Here is a 17,738-nt window from a genome sequence, read left to right on the forward strand (position 1 = left end):
GACGAGAGAACGCACGAGTGCTCAGGCAGACCTAACACGTTAAATTTCATCCGATATAGCCCAGCGGAATATGAGTGGTTGTTTTGCACAGGCGCGAACGAAGAAAGTGTAATTTACCATTGCCCATATTGTGGCGAGGAATTAGAGGAAGTGTGAGGCTCCGGCCTCTAACCAAGGAGGGATATACAATGTCAAAACGAATGGTCAAAAAGTATTTCAAACGTGTTTCTGAAGCGCAGGCAGCAGGCCGGGAGGTTCCATTCTTCTATCTGTCCAAGACACGCCGGATCATCTCTGATTTCATTGATAACCAGTATGTCACAGTATTCAGACCGTGGTGGTACGACCAGTTTGACAACTGGAGCGACTACAATCTGTCTGACGAAATGAAACGACACTATACTGATGTGATTTGCAAGGTGGAGCAACAATGGTCGGTAGATATTAAACAGATCGGTGATGGGTATAAAGCCCTTAAGCGTGTCCAGGTAAGGAAACAGCGGAAAGCGAAGCCTGATCCTCCTGTGAGGAAATTACGCAATCCTGAGACGTTTTTTATAACAGACATGCAAAAAGGGAAAGTCGAAGTTACGGGTGAAGTCGTGTTCACCAGACGAGGATATAAATTCTTTATACGCCTAGTAGAAGGCGCGTGGGGTCGGGAATGGTGGGTATCTGATGTAGCTTGTGGAATGAGAATCTCTAAATCGCAAAGGTACAAGCAGGCCGTGAAAAAGGCTCAGGAAATCATTGATCAGAGTTTTGAACGGTATATAAATACAGTCAAGTTGAAGGAGGAAGAACAGTCATGAAGTTTAACCTTGTTCTGATAGATAACAGATTGGTCATTGATATGAACGTGAATGATGTCTTGGAATTCAAGGCTGACGGTTACACGGGACTGCCAGAAAAAGTGGATTTGGACGTAATGGGAGAAGCGGATGTAATCGGCATTGTTGAACTTTCGGATGAACAGGTTGCCAAGATCAAGGCAGAGTACAAAAACGGCGGAGAATGCGCGTGGTGCGGCGAGATAGCCTCTGAATTGAGTCTCCCACACATCTATGACTTTGTTCGCGATAAACGGATGTGTCGCAACTGCTGGAATCATGATCGTGAAGTATACAAGGGATCGTACGGTGACGACATTGGTGAATTTAAGCCGGTGGGTCAGGAAGGAGAGGGGAACCAATGAACAGGAACTTAGAAGATCCAAAGGTAAAGGCTGCAATTCGTTTGCTAAAAGCAAAAGGTGTCACCCTTGAAGAGATCGAGAAGGTATACAAATATTACGCGGAACTTGAACGGAAGCAGAATCAAAATAAATGGGATTATACAATCGGGTTCACGGATGACGAATTAGGAAGCTGGTAAAAAACAAGGATAGGGGCCTTAGGGCCTCTCCCTACTAAGGAGGATATATAATGCAAAACTTAAAAATAGCATGCTGGGCAACAATCGGACCAAAAAGAATCTATGAGATCCACGATGAGAAAAATCGCTTCTTCGGATTTGTCAATGTGGACGCTCTTCAAAAGATGGGGTACGTAAAACGGATTGATCACACCAAGAAAGTTAATGAATTTATCAGCACGCCAGAAGGTATGAAATGGGTCGAGCAAAACCGATTCTTTAATGCCATTTAACTAAGGAGGATATAACACATGAATGTAAAGGATATGACAAACAATCAGCTAGCGTTGACCCGGGAGCAAGTGATAAACGCCGAGCCTGGAACGGATCTGAACGTGATGGTCGCTGAACACGTATTCAACTGGCGGCGTATATTAGGGCCTGATAACGACTATGACGGTCCGGTGGAGTACGGCGAGGTATTGATACCTCCGAACATGAGTGAGGCTCACGCTTACGCTATGATGCCGCCAAGAGGAAGAATACCTCTTTATATATTTGTAAACAGAGAATGGTCATCGGACATGACCGCAGCATGGGAAGTGGTTGAGAAGCTCAAAGTTAGCCAAGTGACTCGTAACGAAAGTGGATTCTCTCATTCTGATCTTAAATACAGAGTGATAATCGGTAAAAATCAACACGTAGCATACGGTGACACTGCACCGGAAGCAATCTGCAAAGCCGCGTTATTGGCTGTACTGGACTTATAAAACCTAATTCAAAGGAGATTGATACCATGAGATATTTCGAATTCAACGGTCCTTACTGGGCACTGATTAAAGCAAAGACAGAAGAGCAAGCCATTGAAAAGTATAACGAGATCGTAGCAGATTACGATGAAGAAACGGACGATGAAATAAAAGAAGTAGAACGCGATTATGCACTTGTGGTTCATGCGAGAACTGAATCTGACGATGGCGGACCTGTAAGAAATGTAACTGAAACGCTTGAAGATTTTAATAAGCAAGAAGCGGACATTTTAGCTATTACAAGTGAACTCTGCTAGATGGTTGGACTTATAACATAGGAGGGATAGACGTGAGGAAAATTGCTTTCGAAGTTAAACCAAACGAAAATGGATGCCTCATTATAACTTCAAACAAAGCGAATGGTGACGGCTATGTGTATGTATACCGAAATCGTAAACACAGACGAGCTCATAGACTGGTATATGAAGAGTGCTTTGGAGAAATACCAGAAGGCTTGGTCGTTAGACATAAATGTGATGTTAGGAACTGTGTAAACCCTGAACATTTGGAGTTAGGTACCCAAGCAGATAATGTGCAAGACCGAGTAATACGGGGCAGGAGTTCAGCAGGCGAACATAACGGGAGAAAAAAGCACAACGAAAAGACAGTTCGTGAAATTAGACGTTTAGTTTCTGAAGGTATGACCACAAAAGGTATTTCAGCTAGATTAGACGTTAATTTTCACACGGTCAAGAATATAAGAGAACGGAAAACATGGAAGCATATCATTTAACTTAACGAAGTGGAGGCCGTATCAGGTGTTGGTCGGTCTCCCCAAATAGGAGGATATACAAGATGCGTAAATTCAGAGGTAAAGCCATCGACCACGGCAAGCATCATGGAAAGATGGTGTATGGACATCTGTCAGAGTGGGAAAGCGGGTCATGGATCGATTGTGGCACTGAGCAAGAGTCGGAATGGGTTCCAGTTGATCCAGAAACAGTAGGTCAGTATATCGGCATAAACGAAGGGAGCAACAACGCTGAATGGTATGAAGGAGACGTCCTTTCTCCTAATCCACATTTGCAGAATCAAGAGCTTCAAATAATCTGCTACGACAGCCACCAAGCAAAGTATAAAGGAGTTCCATTGAGCGCATATCTGATCAACGCAGGAAATGGTAGTTGGACAGGGTTTGACATCAAGTATTTCCAAAGAAGAAAAGGGAACATACACGACAATCCTGAGCTGTTGGCTCCCAAGGAAGGAGCGGAACAATGAGAGGACAAAAATACGCAGCAGTAGCACAGGACGATTTCCACTATGATGACAATCCGTGGTTGCAATGGGAGAAAGACGCCGAATATGCAGCATACGACGATGGTCACACGCTAACAATCGCATCTGAAGCAGGAGGTAACGTATACCTGATCGATAAGTCGAGGGAATGGTTCTGGAACAATTTCACGTTCACAAAAGTGGGTGGGGAAGGAGCGGATACAGATGTTAACTGATTTCAGGAGATCATTTAAACCGACTCAAGAAGAGATCGAAAGGTCCCGGAGATATGTAGAATCGGTAAACGCTGAGATAACATCGCACCTGATCGAAAAAGGATTAACGGAAGAGGAAATCACTCTTTTGGAAGAACTTGAGGGTAAAGAAACTCAAAACCTCAGGTCCTTTCAATCGTATTCTAACCGTCACAGCCTACTGAAAAGTGGATTGATTACAGTCGAGCTAATTAAAAATGACATAAGAAAATATAAGGAGGGAGAAGCGTGAGACAGTTCGGGTTAACTTATGACGATGCAGTAGCTATCCAGGCATCACTATTAGATGGGTTGAAGGCACAAAGCAGACTTTACCAAGTCTCCAGCCATGACCTGTCACCAGGTGAAAGAAAAAAGGTGATGTTTGAGACCAAACAAGCCATGAAAAAGATTGTCTATCTCAACTCGTTCACAAGGGCCAAAAGTAAAGCAGATCTGCGGGATATAGGGAAGTTGGTGGTGGAATGAACAACCGAGTAGCTGGTTTGATAAATGAGTGGGAAGGCGTAGCTCCGGAGGATTTGGTGGTGGCATTGCAGGAACAAGCTCAGGCAATGAAAGAAATTACGGAAATCAACTGGCAGCTCACCTTTGAACGGGACCTGGCGCAGCGTGAAGCAGATCATTACAAGGCAAGATGCGTTAAATTCCAGATGGATGAGAAACGTCGATTGCATGCAGGTGGTGAAAGCAAATGACCGAACAGCTAGAAGCAACGTTCCATTGGGAATGGACAGAAAAAGCAGTTGAGGAAAATAAGTTCCAAAGTATTGCGGCAGGAACACCTGTTTGGGATAATTATAGAAAGAAAGCACCAAAACGTTGGCTGGATGCAGGATTGATCCGCGAAGCTAAGAAGCCATTGATACCAGTAGGACAAGCTGCATTTGATTTCGATTCATAGGAAAGGGGCCATATATGGGGGCTGCGGTGTACCAAATGGAATTTTACGAGAGCATAACGAAGGATGAACGGAACGAGGTTAAGTTGTTGCTGAAACGTTATCCCAAGTTGAGTCGGATCGTAACTGAATTGAGAAGCAGACCTGAATTAACACCAAAGCAGCAGGAGCGCCTGAATGAGTGGGGTCTCCTGGTTGATGAAATCGACGTTGCTTTTGGTTTGATCATAGATGATGAAGTGAAACTGATTTTCGAACACCGTTATATGAAGGGACTCAAATACTCCAGCACAATAGATCGTTTCTGGGATAAGCACCGGAGAAGTGAAAAGACGATTGACCGCAGAATAGGCCGTGGAGTGGACACGATTGCTGAACATCTGAAGCTTTGCGGCATCGTAGGAAAAAGTGACGGTAGATTGACGGTGATATGACGGCGGAGTGACGCCAAAGTGACGGTCGATCAGTTATACACTAGGCACATAAGAAGGGAATTGCTTCCTTCCGGTGTGCCAGGGTGTACCGTTATTCCACCCGGACTCGATCATGCTAGGTGACCCAGTCAAGCATCATAACTGGCGAAGGGCGGTGTGATGCGGGGAAGGTGGGTAAGATCACCCCAAACTGCTCCATCCGGGCGGTTATACAAATACGGATAAGCTTGTCATAACTAATAAGGGTTAAGCTTAGTGCGTAACGCGAGGTTATGAGGGGCGATAATGTGGTGCGAAAGCGAATGCGGGGCAGGCAGGTTCGAATCCCCGCAAGGCCGGATAAAATTTTCTTGATATTCTTTTTTTGGGCCATTCGGAGGGTTTCCGGGTGGCTCATTCTTTTTTAGAGTCTATAAAACTATAAAAGCATCCAAACGTTACATCCAGTCTTCAACACATGATTGGGTGTTTTTTAATTTTATAGAGTTTGGGAGCGTGTGGATAATGGCAAGAGGCAGGAGAACGCATAGGAATCTTCGAATTATTGACCGCGCAGCAAGCGAAGACCTTAGTTCGGCTCTGGACGGAGCAGAGAAGGCGAACCGCGGACTAAGGCCTTATGACTATTGCGATGCTGAATCAAGGAATCATTACATTCCTCAGTTCGCAAAGAAGTTGGGTAACCCAATGTACACGGCGGCGATGGCTGGGATTCAATCAATATACTGGTTCCGTGCAATCAAGGTGAAGGGTCTCATACCGAATCCGAAAGGCGACTATTACGCGACCTACTCCACTAACCATAACAATGTCGGTGGTATAGGCCTGGCGTATTCTAACAGTCCTACAGGGCCGTGGACGAAACATGGTCAGGTGTTTTTGGATACGGTTGTAGGGAATTCAACTGAAACGCCTTATGTGATTTGGAATGAGAAAGAAAAGCTGTTCTTCATGTATTACCAACAAAGCGGATTGGGCATCAATCAATCCACAGCCCTGGCAACATCGAAAGATATGATCAACTGGACAAGAGTTGGTTTGATTCTGGACAAGCCGCCAGGGTTCCCGGGAGACGGGCATACCGGATACTTCTCTTGCTACAGAGATGGTGGAAAATGGATAGGGTTCTCGATCATGGGCGGCGGCGACTTTGGTCGTAAATGCATTTGGCATTCTCATGATGGACGTAGCTGGTTAGCTGATCCAAGACCAATGATGGGCGGCAATGACGCTACACTGTCAGCTGGAGAAAATTTCTCCCGTTCCAATGCAGGCGTGTTTATGTACAAAGGAAACTTATGGTGGGTCGGGATGATGTCGGCTTATGCTTCAGGAGGCGTGACCACCGTTGCGAGACCGGCTATTGCTAAAATAACGAATGATTACCGGAATCTCAAAGAGCGGCCGCAGGATATTTACTTCCCTAAGCTTTCATGGGAAACGACAAACATGCAATCGATGATGGTGTCTGTCATGGATGGAGTCATTTACGTGTATTACAACACAGATAATAATGTGGGCGTAGCCTACTCGGTGGAGGTGTAGGCATGGTTATACGTGATGCGGCAGGGAATATCGTCCCGTTTGGTAAGGTTCACAAGGAACTGATCGCTGATTTCTTATTTGGTACAGCACCAGAATGGCTTGAGTTTGTGGGTACACCATCGTTTGAACCGTTGCCAGACAGAGGAACACTTACGGTGACTACAGCAGCAACGGTAGGGGCATCGGCAGAAATTAAGCTGAAGAATCTGATAGATAGCACGAAAGTGACAGCGATCGCAATAACTTTTGAAGGGCTACAATTCAATGGGAACATTGGAATATCTGTTCAGGTCGGGATTAAGGCAATAGATAGTAAGGCAGGTATCACGTTCTTTCAAAATGTTAATCAGAAATATGGTGTTGTCCGTGCCTACAAAGCGGACGGGACGTATACTGACTATCAGCAAAACATGGTCTTCTTCACTACAAACGGAGTGGCCGGAGATGAAGCGCAGAACCGCAAGAACCTAACTGTACTGTTGTGTACTGGATCGCAGTTCTCGGCAGGATTCGAAAGACCTTCTGTATGGCTTGGTGCGGACGATCAGTATGGCGGTGTGGCAGCTGACTTGAGTGGTGGGTTATTCCAACATGGAAATCTGCAATGCATCGCTAAGCTAACGACAAGCCTTGCTGAAGCGAAATATCTGAAATGTTCCAAGGTGAAGGTGGATATATGGAGCAACTAATATAAAACATTGATGAGTCGGTCGGTATAACCGGACGGCTCTTTTATTTTTGAAGGAGGTGTTGGCTGGTGAACGAAGTGCAACCTATCCGAGATCCAGCCAAGATCGAGGAGATAAAGGAATACTTGGGCGCTAAAAGCAAGAGGAACCGTATGATGTTCGTTGTTGGAATAAATACCGGATATCGAATACAAGATATGCTTCCGCTCCGAAAGCGGGATGTCATAGGCGAACACATCACCTTGATTGAAATGAAGACCGGAAAAAAGAAAATGCTGCAGATCAACCCAGTCCTCAAACGTGAGCTTAAACGATATACAGCAGATATGAATGACGACGACTTCTTGTTCAAATCCAGACAAGGGAAGAACAAGCCGATCAAGCGAGATATGGCCTATAAGATATTGCGTGAGGCGGCTGAGCATTTCGGAATGAAGGATATCGCCTGCCATTCCATGAGGAAGACATTCGGGTACATGATGTATCAAAAGACAAAGGACATCACACTCATTCGTAAGCTGCTTAACCATTCATCCGATGCCAACGCATTCAGATACATCGGTATGGATCAGGACATGATGGATGCAGCCATGAATCGATTCGGCTTATGAGTTATTCATAATATTGCACTTGTATAACTCAAAATTAATAAGTGTTATAAACCCTTGATTTTATTGGTAAAACCACAACGCGAACAGTTATACAAAATAATAAGATATGAATAACTCAATATTTATGCAGAAATCATGGTGAAACGACAGGTATTATAACGAAACAGACGTGATAAACCCTTATTTTAAAAGGGTTATTTGTGCGTTAAATAGACTGAATATTTATACAAATACAGAAATGGAGGAACAACGATGGCTAAAGTCGATAGCATCAAGGTTGAAATCAACGTAGACACTCATGAACTGGACGAGGCTATAGCTAAGGCAGAGCGCCTTAACGCCTTACTTGAAAGAGGCAAGGAACTACGAGATAAGGAACATCTTGAAGATGAAGCTGCAGCTAAGTCGAAGCTCATCAATGCCTTGCTTGAAATAGCCAAGGAACTACGAGGCGAGGAACAACATGAACCTGTACAAAACGATTGAACAGAAGCGTAAGTTTTATGACAGCGGAGACTGGAAGCGACTGAGGGCTGAGGTCAAGCAGCGTGACAACTATGAGTGCCAAATGTGCAAGCGCAATGGGTTAGTCAGCATAGACACGAACGAGTACAGCGAGTCAGCTCGCCGCAAGAAGATTCAGTTAGTTGTCCATCACATCAAGGAACTTGAGGATCATCCAGACCTGGCACTTGATATAGACAACCTGGAAACTGTTTGTGTTGACTGCCACAACAGGGAGCATGACCGCGTGTTCGAACGGAACGTGAACAAGTGGGAAGGAGATGAGCGCTGGTGATCAATGAACATTGCATTAAGTGCGGCGTCAGGATAAATGAGAAACGCGGACCGAATGACAAACCGTCAGCTAGAATTGTTTGTGACAACTGCTGCAGTAAGGCTCCTTGCTCACAGTGCAACAAAGCCTTGGATGTTATTGGAGTAAGGACCGATGGCCTGGAACTGCTTTGTGATGCGTGTAAGAGTTCTGTTCCGTTGTTGGTCATAGAAGTGAAGGATCTAAACAGCATCCCAATTGTGAGACACAATGGTGTAGCAATCAATGGGATGGTCGTAATCGAGTATTTATATGGAACCAAGACACACGAGGTTGGCAAACATGAGTACACGATTGAACATATGATCAAGCAAGGTAAAGACAAAGTTCCTTTGATTAGAAAATTGAAAGAAAAAATATTCGGATAACACCCCCCGGGTCAAAAGGTTTGGCGATTCCCCGGGGCCCGGGCACCGGTGGTGGGGTGTTCTGTCGGGTTTTTTAGAGTAAATATATCACGTTGGCATATTGGGAATAGGTGGAAATTAATAAAAGGGGGTGATTTTGTTGACTGCAGCAGACGGAGATAAGTTAAGAAAGCAAATTGAGCGTGATCTTATGAAACAGTTAAAAGCGAACGGGCCACCTCCTTCCTACCACAAAGATTTGGTCAAAGATTATCTGTCGTTGTGGGATTTGAAAAATGAACTGATTTCGGATATTGAAAGAAACGGAATTCAAATCTCCGGTATGCACGGTCCGAAATCAAACCCGTCCATTACCGACTTACACAAAACAAACGACCGTATGATAAAGATCCTGGATTCACTGAACTTGAACGTACCGAAGCCTGAGCAATCAGGTCCATCAACCAGGGGCGGAACGAAAAGTGATCTGATATGATCCGGCAGAAACACGTTGATGCTTATATCCAGCTTTACCATACGGGGGAAGTTAAGTTTAACAAGGAACGAGAACAGCTAATTGAATACCTGGAACGTGATGTGCTTTCCCGTGACGATCTGTATTTCAACGACGACATGATTGAGAACTGTATCCGGTTTGCGGCGAAGTGGTATTTCCCTTTGCAGCCATTCCAAAAGTTCTTGGTTGCTTTCGTTTTTTTATTTTTTAGGGATACTGACAGAGTGTTCTATCGGAAGTTCCTTTGGATGATGGGCAGGGGCGGCGGCAAGAACGGATTAATCACTGTTATATGTCATTTTCTGATCAGCGATCTTCACGGCATCAGGGAATACAACATATCCGTTATAGCAAACTCGGAAGAGCAAGCAAAGACTTCTGTCGAGGAAGCTGCTAAGACCATCAAGCGGGAAAAAATATTATCGAATCACTTCAAGCCGACAGCAATGCAGGTACTTTCAAAAAAAACCGATAGTATTTTCAAATTCAGAACGTCCAACGGTAATACGAAGGACGGTCTTCGTGATGGCGCGGTTGTGTTCGATGAGATCCACTATTTCGAGGATAACTCAGATGTCCGGGTTCACATATCTGGTTTGGGTAAGAAGAAAAACCCACGAGAGTTCTACATTGGAACAGACGGATATGTCCGGGACGGATTCTTGGACAAGTTCAAAGACAAAGCCAAGAAGGTTCTGAGTGGTGAGGCCAGGGTAAACTCAGTCTTCCCATTCCTTTGCAAACTGAACGATGAAAAAGAAGTTGATAGGCCGGAGTTATGGGAGCTTGCAAATCCAATGCTAAGCGAACCAAGGAATGAGTACTCTCAGGGTCTTTATGACACGATCTATGAAGAGTATGAAGACCTGGCGGACGATCCTTCGAACCGGGAAGAATTCATGACCAAACGTATGAATCTACCTGTTACCGACCTGGAACGATCCGTAGCGAAATGGGAAGAGATCGCTGCGACAGATCAACCGTTGCCGGAGCTGGAAGGCAAGGAAGCCATCGGGTGCATCGACTTTGCACAAATACGAGATTTTGCTTCTGTCGGTTTAGTTTTCAAACATGAAGGTAAGGTGCCGTTTATCACACATTCCTTTACGCGAAAAGAGTTCGTTGATAAGTATTATGGTTATTCCATGAAACGAGTGGACTCCAAAGAGAAGTTTGCTCCGATCAAAGAATGGGAGTCCAAAGGATTACTCACTGTTTTGAACGAGGAAATGATCAACCTGGAACATATCGTGAATTGGTTCGTCACAATGAGGATGAAATACAGCATCAAGAAAGTCATTGGTGATAACTACCGCATGGAAATGCTGAAGCCTTTGCTTGAAGCTGTGGGCTTCGAGGTTGAGGTTATTCGTAGGCCGGAAGCAATTCACGGCCTCTTAGCGCCGCGTGTAGAGATGTATTTCGCCAAAGGTATGTTTGTATGGGGTGACAACCCGTTGATGCGCTGGTACACCAACAACGTGCTTGTGACGATCAAAAAAGACGGAAACAAGGTTTACGGGAAGAAAGAACCGATCAGAAGGAAAACAGACGGGTTCCAAGCGCTTATTTGCGGCCTTTATCGTTTCGAGGAACTGAGCGAAGAAAGCATAGATGATGCATTGGATGCGCTTGAGTCCTTGAACTTCTAGGAGAGGGGGTGTGAGAAGGAATGGGATTTTTGGACAGTGTATTTAAACGCAACAGCGAGCTGGAATCATTGTTTGATTTTGATGTTTTGTACGACTCTTCCAATCGTTCGTATCTAAAAAGGATTGCTTTGGAAACGTGCATTAACTTCGTAGGTAGGACCATGAGTCTAAGTGAATTCAGGATTATGAAGGACGATAAACGAATTCATGACGATTGGGATTATTTACTCAATGTGCGTCCAAATACAGATCAATCCGCGGCAGAGTTTTGGCAACAGTTTACGCACACACTGATCGAGGAAAATGAAGTGCTGGTTATCCTCTCGGACAATAACGATCTTTTGATTGCTGACACCTTTTCGAGAGAAGAATATGCGGTTTATCCTGACATATTCGAAGATGTCACTGTGAAAGATTTTACGTTCAAACGGAAATTTCGGATGGATGAAGTTCTTTACCTGACATATAACAATGAGAAGCTAACCAAGTTCATGGATGGTATCTTCGAGGATTATGCTGATCTGTTCGGCAGAATGCTGGAAACTCAAAAAATGAGCAACCAGATAAGGGGTACCGTTGGTGTAGATGCTACCCAATCACTTGACGAGAAAACAAGGGGTCGACTTCAAGAATTTATTGACAAGCTGTTCACATCCTTTAAGACAAACGTTGTGGCGCTTGTGCCGAAATTGAAAGGGTTTGAATACACGGAAGTCAATGATGGATCAAATAACGGAAAATCGGTAGAAGAGTTAGCAAAGATTAAAAGGGATCTAATAAATGATGTAGCGAACATTCTTGGGATTCCAAACTCATTGGTCCATGGAGATATGGCTGAATATGACACAGCGGTTAAAGCCTATATCAGTTTCTGCATAAGCCCACTCACTAAAAAGTTTCACGATGAAGTAAATGCCAAATTGATGTCCAAAGAAGAGTATCTGGCGGGAAAGAGAATCGAAGTACATGGTATAGCTGATATGAATCCACTTGAACTTGCTGATGCAATTGATAAACTTCGAGCCAGCGGCACCTTCAACGGGAATGATATCAGGAAAATGGTGGGCAGTGAGCCGGTGGACAACCCGGCGCTTGATGAGTATGTGTTAACGAAAAACTATCAATCAGCTTCTGCTGCTAAAAATGGGGAAGGGGGTGAGTAAAAGATGAAGCATAAGATCAAAGGAGACATTTCAAGCTGGAACTCAAGCGTGTGGGATTTTAACTACATGATGAGAAGTGTCAAAGAAGATGAAGAAATTGACTTGGAAATCAATTCATACGGTGGTGACGTTTTTGTTGGCATCGACTTGATGAATACGTTACGGGGACACAAAGGCAAGGTGACAATAACCATCACGGGTATCGCTGCGAGCGCAGCTGGTCTTATTTGTATGGGGGCTGACGTAGTCAGAATGTATTCCAACACTCAATTCATGTTGCACCATGCGTGGACTGTAGTTGCAGGGAATGCCAAAAAGTTACGCAAAACTGCGGATGACTTGGATAGCGTTGGCGAATCTGTATTGGCTTCATACACCCATAGATTGGACGAAACAACTGCCAAGAAACTGTTGGAAGAAGAATCGTACCTGTCCGCAAGTAAAGCTCTTAAACTGGGATTAGCGGATGAAATTGTTGATGGCAAAGCTGAAGTGGTTGAATCTGAAATATTTAAGGATCACGCAGAGAAGTTCAATAACCAAATCACGTTGTTTAGTGACAATGATCCTGGCACAGATAACGAGCAAATAAGCGCGCTGAAAGCTCAGATTCATGAATTGAAAAATGAATTCAGTCAACTGAAAAACCAAAGCAAAGATCCTGATCCTGTTCCTGCTCCGGCAGCAACGGAAACAAGGATCTTTTTTTAATTCGAATTGGAGGTCGTGAAAAATGACGATGAAATTAAAAGGTAATATGGAAAACTTTGAGGCCAAGAAGGCAGCTTATATGAACATGATCAAAGAAGGTGCCGATGCTGAAAAGCAGGCCGTTGCTTGGAATGAAATGCAAGACGCTCTTGCGGAAGATTTAACAGAAAAAATCACAACACAAGTGCGTAATGATAACACGGATGCTCAAGTTCTTGCTGCGAGAGGACATAACGTTTTGACTTCGGAAGAGAAAAGGTTCTTCAACGAAGTAATTATCAGCGGCGGGTTCACTGAGAATATGATTTTGCCAGAAACAGTACAAGAACGAGTTTTCGAAGACCTGGTAGCGGAGCACCCGCTGTTGGATGCGATTGGTTTACAGGATCTCGGCGCAGTAACGCGATTTATTTACTCTGACGCGACACAAGCATATGCGTGGGGTGATCTGTTCGGCGATATCAAAGGCCAAATAAGCGCAGCATTCCGAGAAGAGAAAATCGGGCAACTGAAGCTCACGGCGTTTGCTGTAATTCCGAAAGACATGCTGGAACTTGGACCAACTTGGGTTGAACGTTACGTTCGTACTGTACTGGTGGAAAGTTATGCCGTGGGTCTAGAGTTTGGATTGGTCAACGGCCGCGGTCCGGCACAAAGCGAGCCGATTGGCTTGATGATGAATCGTGATAGCACAACCGGTGCGGTTACTCCGAAAACATCTTCTGGTACATTAACATTCGCTCCTTCTCTGATGGGTGAGGTTGTAGCCGGTGAACTGCATGGAGTTGTTCAGAATTTGACGACTGATGAGAAAGGAAAGGCTCGTAAGATATCTAATAAAGTTGTCATGGTAGTCAACCCGATCGATCTGATCAGTGTCCAATTCCGTAATACAATTCAAACAGCGAACGGCCAATGGGTTACGTCACTTCCGTATAACATCCAGCTTGTTGAGTCTGAAGAAATTCCGGCGAACAAAGCGCTGTTCTTTGTGAAGGGGCAATACCTCGCGGTTATTGCGGGCGGATACAAGGCCAATAAGTACGATCAAACCCTTGCTATCGAAGACGCGATGCTTTACACGATCAAGCAATTTGCGAACGGTAGACCGAAAGACAACAAGGCGGCGTTGGTTTATGACTTGGACATTCAATTCAGCACAGGCGGCGTAGACACTCCTTAATTGGGGTGTCTAACTCTTTGAAGGAGGGGATTGCATGAGTTTACAAGCGAAAGTTGTCAACCGGTTCCAAGAGACCGGGCATGATGATCGAATTTATCAACCTGGCGAGATTTATCCAGCAGAGGGGTACGAGGCCAATGATAAACGGATTTCTTTTCTTTCGAACATTCACCCGAAGTACAACAAAATCTATCTGGCTGAGGTTCAGGAGAATGAAAGTGCCACTCAGCCTGCGGCGGACTCAACCGTAAAAGAAGCTGATGATACCGAGAAGACGTTCCCGCATCATGTTGGTGGCGGAACCTATGAACTGTCGAACGGTAAGAAGGTAAAGGGTAAAGATGAGGCGCTTGAGGCTGAGGCTGCCCTGAAGGAGTGATTCTGGTGGCCGGAATTGTCACGCAAGAGGTTGTGAAGGAATTTTTGGACCGAATGCACCTGGATGATGAGGAAGATGGGAATCTGTTGAGGATTCTCAAAGCTTCGAATGACGACTTGGTAAGGGTTTGTGGTGATTACGACATCCAAACCCATGAAGTTTTCAAAGAGCTGGTATTTGAGCGATCCAGGTACGTCTATAACGATGCGTTGGAGTACTTTAACATCAACTTTTTGACTCAAATCAACAATCTCATGTTGGACAAGGTGTTAAGCGAGGTTGATGTAGATGAGGGACAATAAATACAACGCCAAAAGTCATAGTGGGAGATTCAACAAGCGGATCACAGTCATGGGACCGGTTGTATCCAAGGATGACATTGGTAATGAAACAGAGACGTTCGGTGAGTTATGCAAGCTTTGGTCCATGGTCAAGACAACCAAAGGATCTGAATTCTCGGCGGCAGCTCAAACCAACACGGAACACGTCACCAGATTTGTGGTCCGATATTCCAAAGCGCTGGACGAGCTGTTTGCGGAAAAGAAAACGCGGATTGAGATCCAGTTTAAAAACGTGACGTACGATGTGAAAAGTATCATCAATGACGATGAACTGAACGCCACGTTCACCATTATCGCTGAAGGGAGGCTATAGGGCATGGTCTCACTTGATAATCTAGCCAATGAAATCACTTCAGCCGTAAAAACGTATACCCAGGACGTCACTAACGGAATTGAGAAAGAGTTAGACAAGACATCCCGGACGGTGACGAAAGATATATCCACCAATTCTCCAAAGAAAAGCGGGAGATATGCTGCCGGTTGGGCAAGGAAGAAAATATCAGACGGTGTTGGTGTTCGTTATATCAGTTATAACAAGTACAAACCAGGCCTCGCTCATTTGCAGGAAAACGGGTATGCCAAAAGAGGAGGGGGCCGAGTAGCTGGGAAACCTCATATTAGGCCTGTGGTCGACAGAGAGTTGCCAGCGATGGTGAATCGAATTAAGTCGATCATCCGTAATGGGGGATGATGATGAATCAAACCGAATTATATCAAGGCCTTCAAGCGATTGGGTATCCAGTCGCTTATTCGCATTTCACAACGGAACCGAAAGCGCCGTACCTTGTGTATCTGTTCGCTTACGGTAACGACTACATGGCCGACAACTTTAATCACGCTGAAGTATCTGTCTATCAGGTAGAACTATATACCGAGAAGAAGGATCTGACGGCGGAGCAAAAGGTGAAGGACAAATTGCGGGAAATGCAATTGCCGTTCAGTAAATCGGAAACGTATTTGGAAAGTGAAAAAATGCATCAAGTTATTTATGAAATACAACTCATTGGAGGGTGAAATATATGTCAGAAAATAAAGTAACGTTTGGTTTGGACAAGGTACACATTGCGTTTTTCGATGATGTTGCTACTGAGCAGCCAGCTTGGGAGGTTCCGATTCCAATTCCTGGTGCTGTTCGTTGGGCGCCAGAGGCTCAAGGTGAGGCTTCCACATTTTATGCCGACAACACTACGTATTTCGTAGCAACAAGTAATAACGGTTATACAGCCGAACTGGAAATGGCCTTGATTCCTGATGAAGTCAAAGTCCGGATATTCGGTTGGAAGATTGACGACAACGGTCTGTTGGTAGAAGTTTCTGATGGAATGCCTGAGAAGTTCGCACTCATGGGACAAGTATTAGGTGACAAGAGAAATCGCCGGTTCGTATATTACGATTGCCAAGCAGCGCGGACGGCAAAAGAGTTGACGACCAAAGGTGAATCGATTGAGATCACAGGAGAAACGTTGTCGTTAACCGTGTCGCCAATTGAGTTGGATGGGGTAAACATCGTTAAGGGTGATTTGGAACTGAGTGCAACGAACGCTACACAGTTTAATTCCTTCTTTACGACAGTTTACACACCAACATTCACTGCGGGGGAGTAAACGCCTCTAATGCCATGTTAAGCCCGTCTGACGATGAGGTGCAGACGGGTGCAACGGAGGCGGAAAACCTCGACTTATCCAAAATAGAGAATGGAGACGATGAAAATGCGTGAACTTAAAATCGGAAACCAAACAGTACGGGTCAGAGCAACCGCTCTGGCTCTTCTTTTTTACAAGAAGGAATTCAAGACAGATTTACTTGGTGACATGATGAAAATGGTCGGAGGCGATGTGGATGGCGGGGAGATCGACCCGACTAATATCGATATGCTGTTCAATCTGCAGTTGGTATGGGCAATGGCAAAAGCCGATGCTTACGGCAAAGAGTTCCCGAGTTTCGAGCCGTGGTTAGCTTCCTTCGGGGATGACGTGGACTTGTCCGACCCGGCATTCTTGGTTGCGGCGCTGGAGGAAGCCGCAGAAGGCTTTTTTCGTAAAAACAACGGGATCAAAGGCGGAGTCACAACCTAATCGGGAATCTCGTCTGGAATTAGATCTGATTGCGATTGGTAAACGGGTAGGGCTCAGCTTTGAAGAGTTGAACAACCTGAGCTGTGGTGATCTGATCGATCTTGCTAAAAGCTTCACAGGCAATGACAAGAAGGATGAGGGTCCGAGAGAAGCCACGCAGGCGGATATTGATGCCTTTTATGGCAAGTAGGAGGTTGGCCGGATGATGAAAGTGGAATGTACTGATGGTTGCGGAGAGGAATTCGTGCTAATCAGTTATGGCAAGGAAAAAGTTCTTCCGAGAGTGGATCGCGTAGGGTTCTCGTGTCCTCATTGCGGTCACGTATACACTGCCTATTACGAGAATGAAAAAGTAAGAACATTCAACGCTTTGTTGACCGTTCTAATGCAGCGTCCTGGCAAAGGCGGTTTAACAAAGAGGCAGATTCAGGGCATCGACGTCCGGGTAGCCAATACAAAGAAAAAGCTAGCGGCGGAGATGCAACGGCTGAAGGTGTTGGTTGAATCCAAAACATAAGCGATTTGTAACTTGAAATGACTGTGTGGTGATTTTATGGATCTGCAACAAGTGAGGTGTCCCAAGTGTGGCCATCTATTGTTTAAAGCGCGGACTGCGGATGTCGAGATCAAATGTCTACGCTGCAAGCAGATTGTACAAGTGAAAATTAAGGAACAGAGCGTGCCGCACATTAAGTAG

Annotated in this window: 35 protein-coding genes; all 35 read left to right on the top strand. The window is 44.9% G+C overall.

The window, feature by feature from the left end:
* Positions 1-188: 188 nt before the first annotated feature.
* The 35 genes from ACETMN_RS09880 to ACETMN_RS10050 all read left to right on the top strand — a co-directional run bounded on the left by ACETMN_RS09880 (position 189) and on the right by ACETMN_RS10050 (position 17,738).
* The gene (locus ACETMN_RS09880) at positions 189-812 is read left to right on the top strand and encodes a hypothetical protein (protein ID WP_411736069.1); all 624 of its coding nucleotides are present in this window, start codon (positions 189-191) and stop codon (positions 810-812) included.
* Positions 809-1,195: a hypothetical protein gene (locus ACETMN_RS09885; protein WP_411736070.1), complete on the top strand. Its 387-nt coding sequence runs from the start codon at positions 809-811 to the stop codon at positions 1,193-1,195. Before ACETMN_RS09880 ends, ACETMN_RS09885 begins: the two co-directional genes overlap by 4 nt.
* Positions 1,192-1,374, top strand: coding sequence for a hypothetical protein (locus tag ACETMN_RS09890; RefSeq protein ID WP_411736071.1), 183 nt, complete (start codon positions 1,192-1,194; stop codon positions 1,372-1,374). The genes ACETMN_RS09885 and ACETMN_RS09890 overlap by 4 nt, the downstream gene beginning before the upstream one ends.
* 50 nt (positions 1,375-1,424) lie before the next feature.
* Positions 1,425-1,646, top strand: coding sequence for a hypothetical protein (locus tag ACETMN_RS09895; RefSeq protein ID WP_411736072.1), 222 nt, complete (start codon positions 1,425-1,427; stop codon positions 1,644-1,646).
* Between the two features lie 33 nt (positions 1,647-1,679).
* Positions 1,680-2,123 (top strand): BC1872 family protein, encoded by a 444-nt coding sequence (locus ACETMN_RS09900; protein ID WP_411736073.1) that lies wholly within the window; start codon positions 1,680-1,682, stop codon positions 2,121-2,123.
* Between the two features lie 26 nt (positions 2,124-2,149).
* Positions 2,150-2,419, top strand: a complete 270-nt coding sequence (locus tag ACETMN_RS09905) for a hypothetical protein (protein WP_411736074.1) — start codon at positions 2,150-2,152, stop codon at positions 2,417-2,419.
* Between the two features lie 32 nt (positions 2,420-2,451).
* Entirely contained in the window at positions 2,452-2,895 is a 444-nt protein-coding gene (locus tag ACETMN_RS09910) for an HNH endonuclease (RefSeq protein WP_218780901.1), read from the top strand.
* 62 nt (positions 2,896-2,957) lie between these two features.
* Positions 2,958-3,383, top strand: coding sequence for a YopX family protein (locus tag ACETMN_RS09915; RefSeq protein WP_411736075.1), 426 nt, complete (start codon positions 2,958-2,960; stop codon positions 3,381-3,383).
* Positions 3,380-3,616 carry a hypothetical protein gene (locus ACETMN_RS09920; RefSeq protein WP_411736076.1) on the top strand — a complete coding sequence of 79 codons (237 nt, stop codon included), beginning with the start codon at positions 3,380-3,382 and terminating at the stop codon, positions 3,614-3,616. Before ACETMN_RS09915 ends, ACETMN_RS09920 begins: the two co-directional genes overlap by 4 nt.
* Positions 3,606-3,887, top strand: coding sequence for a hypothetical protein (locus tag ACETMN_RS09925; RefSeq protein ID WP_411736077.1), 282 nt, complete (start codon positions 3,606-3,608; stop codon positions 3,885-3,887). The genes ACETMN_RS09920 and ACETMN_RS09925 overlap by 11 nt, the downstream gene beginning before the upstream one ends.
* Complete coding sequence (locus tag ACETMN_RS09930) at positions 3,884-4,123, top strand: hypothetical protein (RefSeq protein WP_411736078.1); 240 nt, start codon at positions 3,884-3,886, stop codon at positions 4,121-4,123. The genes ACETMN_RS09925 and ACETMN_RS09930 overlap by 4 nt, the downstream gene beginning before the upstream one ends.
* Positions 4,120-4,353: a hypothetical protein gene (locus ACETMN_RS09935; protein ID WP_411736079.1), complete on the top strand. Its 234-nt coding sequence runs from the start codon at positions 4,120-4,122 to the stop codon at positions 4,351-4,353. Before ACETMN_RS09930 ends, ACETMN_RS09935 begins: the two co-directional genes overlap by 4 nt.
* Positions 4,350-4,559: a hypothetical protein gene (locus ACETMN_RS09940; protein WP_411736080.1), complete on the top strand. Its 210-nt coding sequence runs from the start codon at positions 4,350-4,352 to the stop codon at positions 4,557-4,559. The genes ACETMN_RS09935 and ACETMN_RS09940 overlap by 4 nt, the downstream gene beginning before the upstream one ends.
* A gap of 35 nt (positions 4,560-4,594) precedes the next feature.
* The gene (locus ACETMN_RS09945) at positions 4,595-4,990 is read left to right on the top strand and encodes a hypothetical protein (RefSeq protein ID WP_411736081.1); all 396 of its coding nucleotides are present in this window, start codon (positions 4,595-4,597) and stop codon (positions 4,988-4,990) included.
* Positions 4,991-5,494: 504 nt separating this feature from the next.
* Complete coding sequence (locus ACETMN_RS09950) at positions 5,495-6,535, top strand: hypothetical protein (protein WP_411736082.1); 1,041 nt, start codon at positions 5,495-5,497, stop codon at positions 6,533-6,535.
* A 2-nt stretch (positions 6,536-6,537) separates the two neighbouring features.
* Entirely contained in the window at positions 6,538-7,224 is a 687-nt protein-coding gene (locus tag ACETMN_RS09955; protein ID WP_411736083.1) for a hypothetical protein, read from the top strand.
* 68 nt (positions 7,225-7,292) lie between these two features.
* Positions 7,293-7,835 carry a site-specific integrase gene (locus ACETMN_RS09960; RefSeq protein ID WP_301880184.1) on the top strand — a complete coding sequence of 181 codons (543 nt, stop codon included), beginning with the start codon at positions 7,293-7,295 and terminating at the stop codon, positions 7,833-7,835.
* Positions 7,836-8,087: 252 nt separating this feature from the next.
* Positions 8,088-8,321 (top strand): hypothetical protein, encoded by a 234-nt coding sequence (locus ACETMN_RS09965; protein WP_411736084.1) that lies wholly within the window; start codon positions 8,088-8,090, stop codon positions 8,319-8,321.
* Positions 8,299-8,634 (top strand): HNH endonuclease, encoded by a 336-nt coding sequence (locus ACETMN_RS09970; RefSeq protein ID WP_411736085.1) that lies wholly within the window; start codon positions 8,299-8,301, stop codon positions 8,632-8,634. Before ACETMN_RS09965 ends, ACETMN_RS09970 begins: the two co-directional genes overlap by 23 nt.
* 197 nt (positions 8,635-8,831) lie before the next feature.
* Positions 8,832-9,041, top strand: a complete 210-nt coding sequence (locus ACETMN_RS09975; RefSeq protein ID WP_411736086.1) for a hypothetical protein — start codon at positions 8,832-8,834, stop codon at positions 9,039-9,041.
* 190 nt (positions 9,042-9,231) lie between these two features.
* Complete coding sequence (locus ACETMN_RS09980) at positions 9,232-9,516, top strand: hypothetical protein (protein ID WP_411736410.1); 285 nt, start codon at positions 9,232-9,234, stop codon at positions 9,514-9,516.
* Positions 9,513-11,189 (top strand): terminase TerL endonuclease subunit, encoded by a 1,677-nt coding sequence (locus ACETMN_RS09985; RefSeq protein ID WP_411736087.1) that lies wholly within the window; start codon positions 9,513-9,515, stop codon positions 11,187-11,189. Before ACETMN_RS09980 ends, ACETMN_RS09985 begins: the two co-directional genes overlap by 4 nt.
* Before the next feature lie 68 nt (positions 11,190-11,257).
* Complete coding sequence (locus ACETMN_RS09990; RefSeq protein WP_411736088.1) at positions 11,258-12,352, top strand: phage portal protein; 1,095 nt, start codon at positions 11,258-11,260, stop codon at positions 12,350-12,352.
* A gap of 3 nt (positions 12,353-12,355) precedes the next feature.
* Positions 12,356-13,063, top strand: coding sequence for a head maturation protease, ClpP-related (locus ACETMN_RS09995; protein WP_411736089.1), 708 nt, complete (start codon positions 12,356-12,358; stop codon positions 13,061-13,063).
* Between the two features lie 22 nt (positions 13,064-13,085).
* Positions 13,086-14,246: a phage major capsid protein gene (locus ACETMN_RS10000; protein WP_411736090.1), complete on the top strand. Its 1,161-nt coding sequence runs from the start codon at positions 13,086-13,088 to the stop codon at positions 14,244-14,246.
* 34 nt (positions 14,247-14,280) lie between these two features.
* On the top strand, positions 14,281-14,625 hold the full coding sequence (locus ACETMN_RS10005; RefSeq protein ID WP_411736091.1) for a hypothetical protein: 345 nt from the start codon (positions 14,281-14,283) through the stop codon (positions 14,623-14,625).
* Positions 14,626-14,678: 53 nt separating this feature from the next.
* Positions 14,679-14,927, top strand: a complete 249-nt coding sequence (locus ACETMN_RS10010) for a hypothetical protein (protein ID WP_411736411.1) — start codon at positions 14,679-14,681, stop codon at positions 14,925-14,927.
* A complete protein-coding gene (locus ACETMN_RS10015) occupies positions 14,914-15,279 on the top strand; it encodes a phage head closure protein (RefSeq protein ID WP_411736092.1) in 366 nt (121 codons plus the stop codon). The genes ACETMN_RS10010 and ACETMN_RS10015 overlap by 14 nt, the downstream gene beginning before the upstream one ends.
* A gap of 3 nt (positions 15,280-15,282) precedes the next feature.
* On the top strand, positions 15,283-15,657 hold the full coding sequence (locus ACETMN_RS10020) for a hypothetical protein (protein WP_411736093.1): 375 nt from the start codon (positions 15,283-15,285) through the stop codon (positions 15,655-15,657).
* 2 nt (positions 15,658-15,659) lie between these two features.
* Positions 15,660-15,980, top strand: coding sequence for a hypothetical protein (locus ACETMN_RS10025; RefSeq protein WP_411736094.1), 321 nt, complete (start codon positions 15,660-15,662; stop codon positions 15,978-15,980).
* A gap of 5 nt (positions 15,981-15,985) precedes the next feature.
* Positions 15,986-16,570 (top strand): major tail protein, encoded by a 585-nt coding sequence (locus ACETMN_RS10030; RefSeq protein ID WP_411736095.1) that lies wholly within the window; start codon positions 15,986-15,988, stop codon positions 16,568-16,570.
* Positions 16,571-16,675: 105 nt separating this feature from the next.
* Positions 16,676-17,041 (top strand): hypothetical protein, encoded by a 366-nt coding sequence (locus tag ACETMN_RS10035; RefSeq protein ID WP_411736096.1) that lies wholly within the window; start codon positions 16,676-16,678, stop codon positions 17,039-17,041.
* Positions 17,042-17,108: 67 nt separating this feature from the next.
* Complete coding sequence (locus tag ACETMN_RS10040; protein ID WP_411736097.1) at positions 17,109-17,231, top strand: hypothetical protein; 123 nt, start codon at positions 17,109-17,111, stop codon at positions 17,229-17,231.
* A 12-nt stretch (positions 17,232-17,243) separates the two neighbouring features.
* Positions 17,244-17,558 carry a hypothetical protein gene (locus tag ACETMN_RS10045; protein ID WP_411736098.1) on the top strand — a complete coding sequence of 105 codons (315 nt, stop codon included), beginning with the start codon at positions 17,244-17,246 and terminating at the stop codon, positions 17,556-17,558.
* Positions 17,559-17,594: 36 nt separating this feature from the next.
* Positions 17,595-17,738, top strand: a complete 144-nt coding sequence (locus tag ACETMN_RS10050) for a Com family DNA-binding transcriptional regulator (RefSeq protein ID WP_411736099.1) — start codon at positions 17,595-17,597, stop codon at positions 17,736-17,738.

Source organism: Paenibacillus sp. M2 (assembly GCF_046713495.1).
Lineage (GTDB): Bacteria > Bacillota > Bacilli > Paenibacillales > Paenibacillaceae > Paenibacillus > Paenibacillus amylolyticus_B.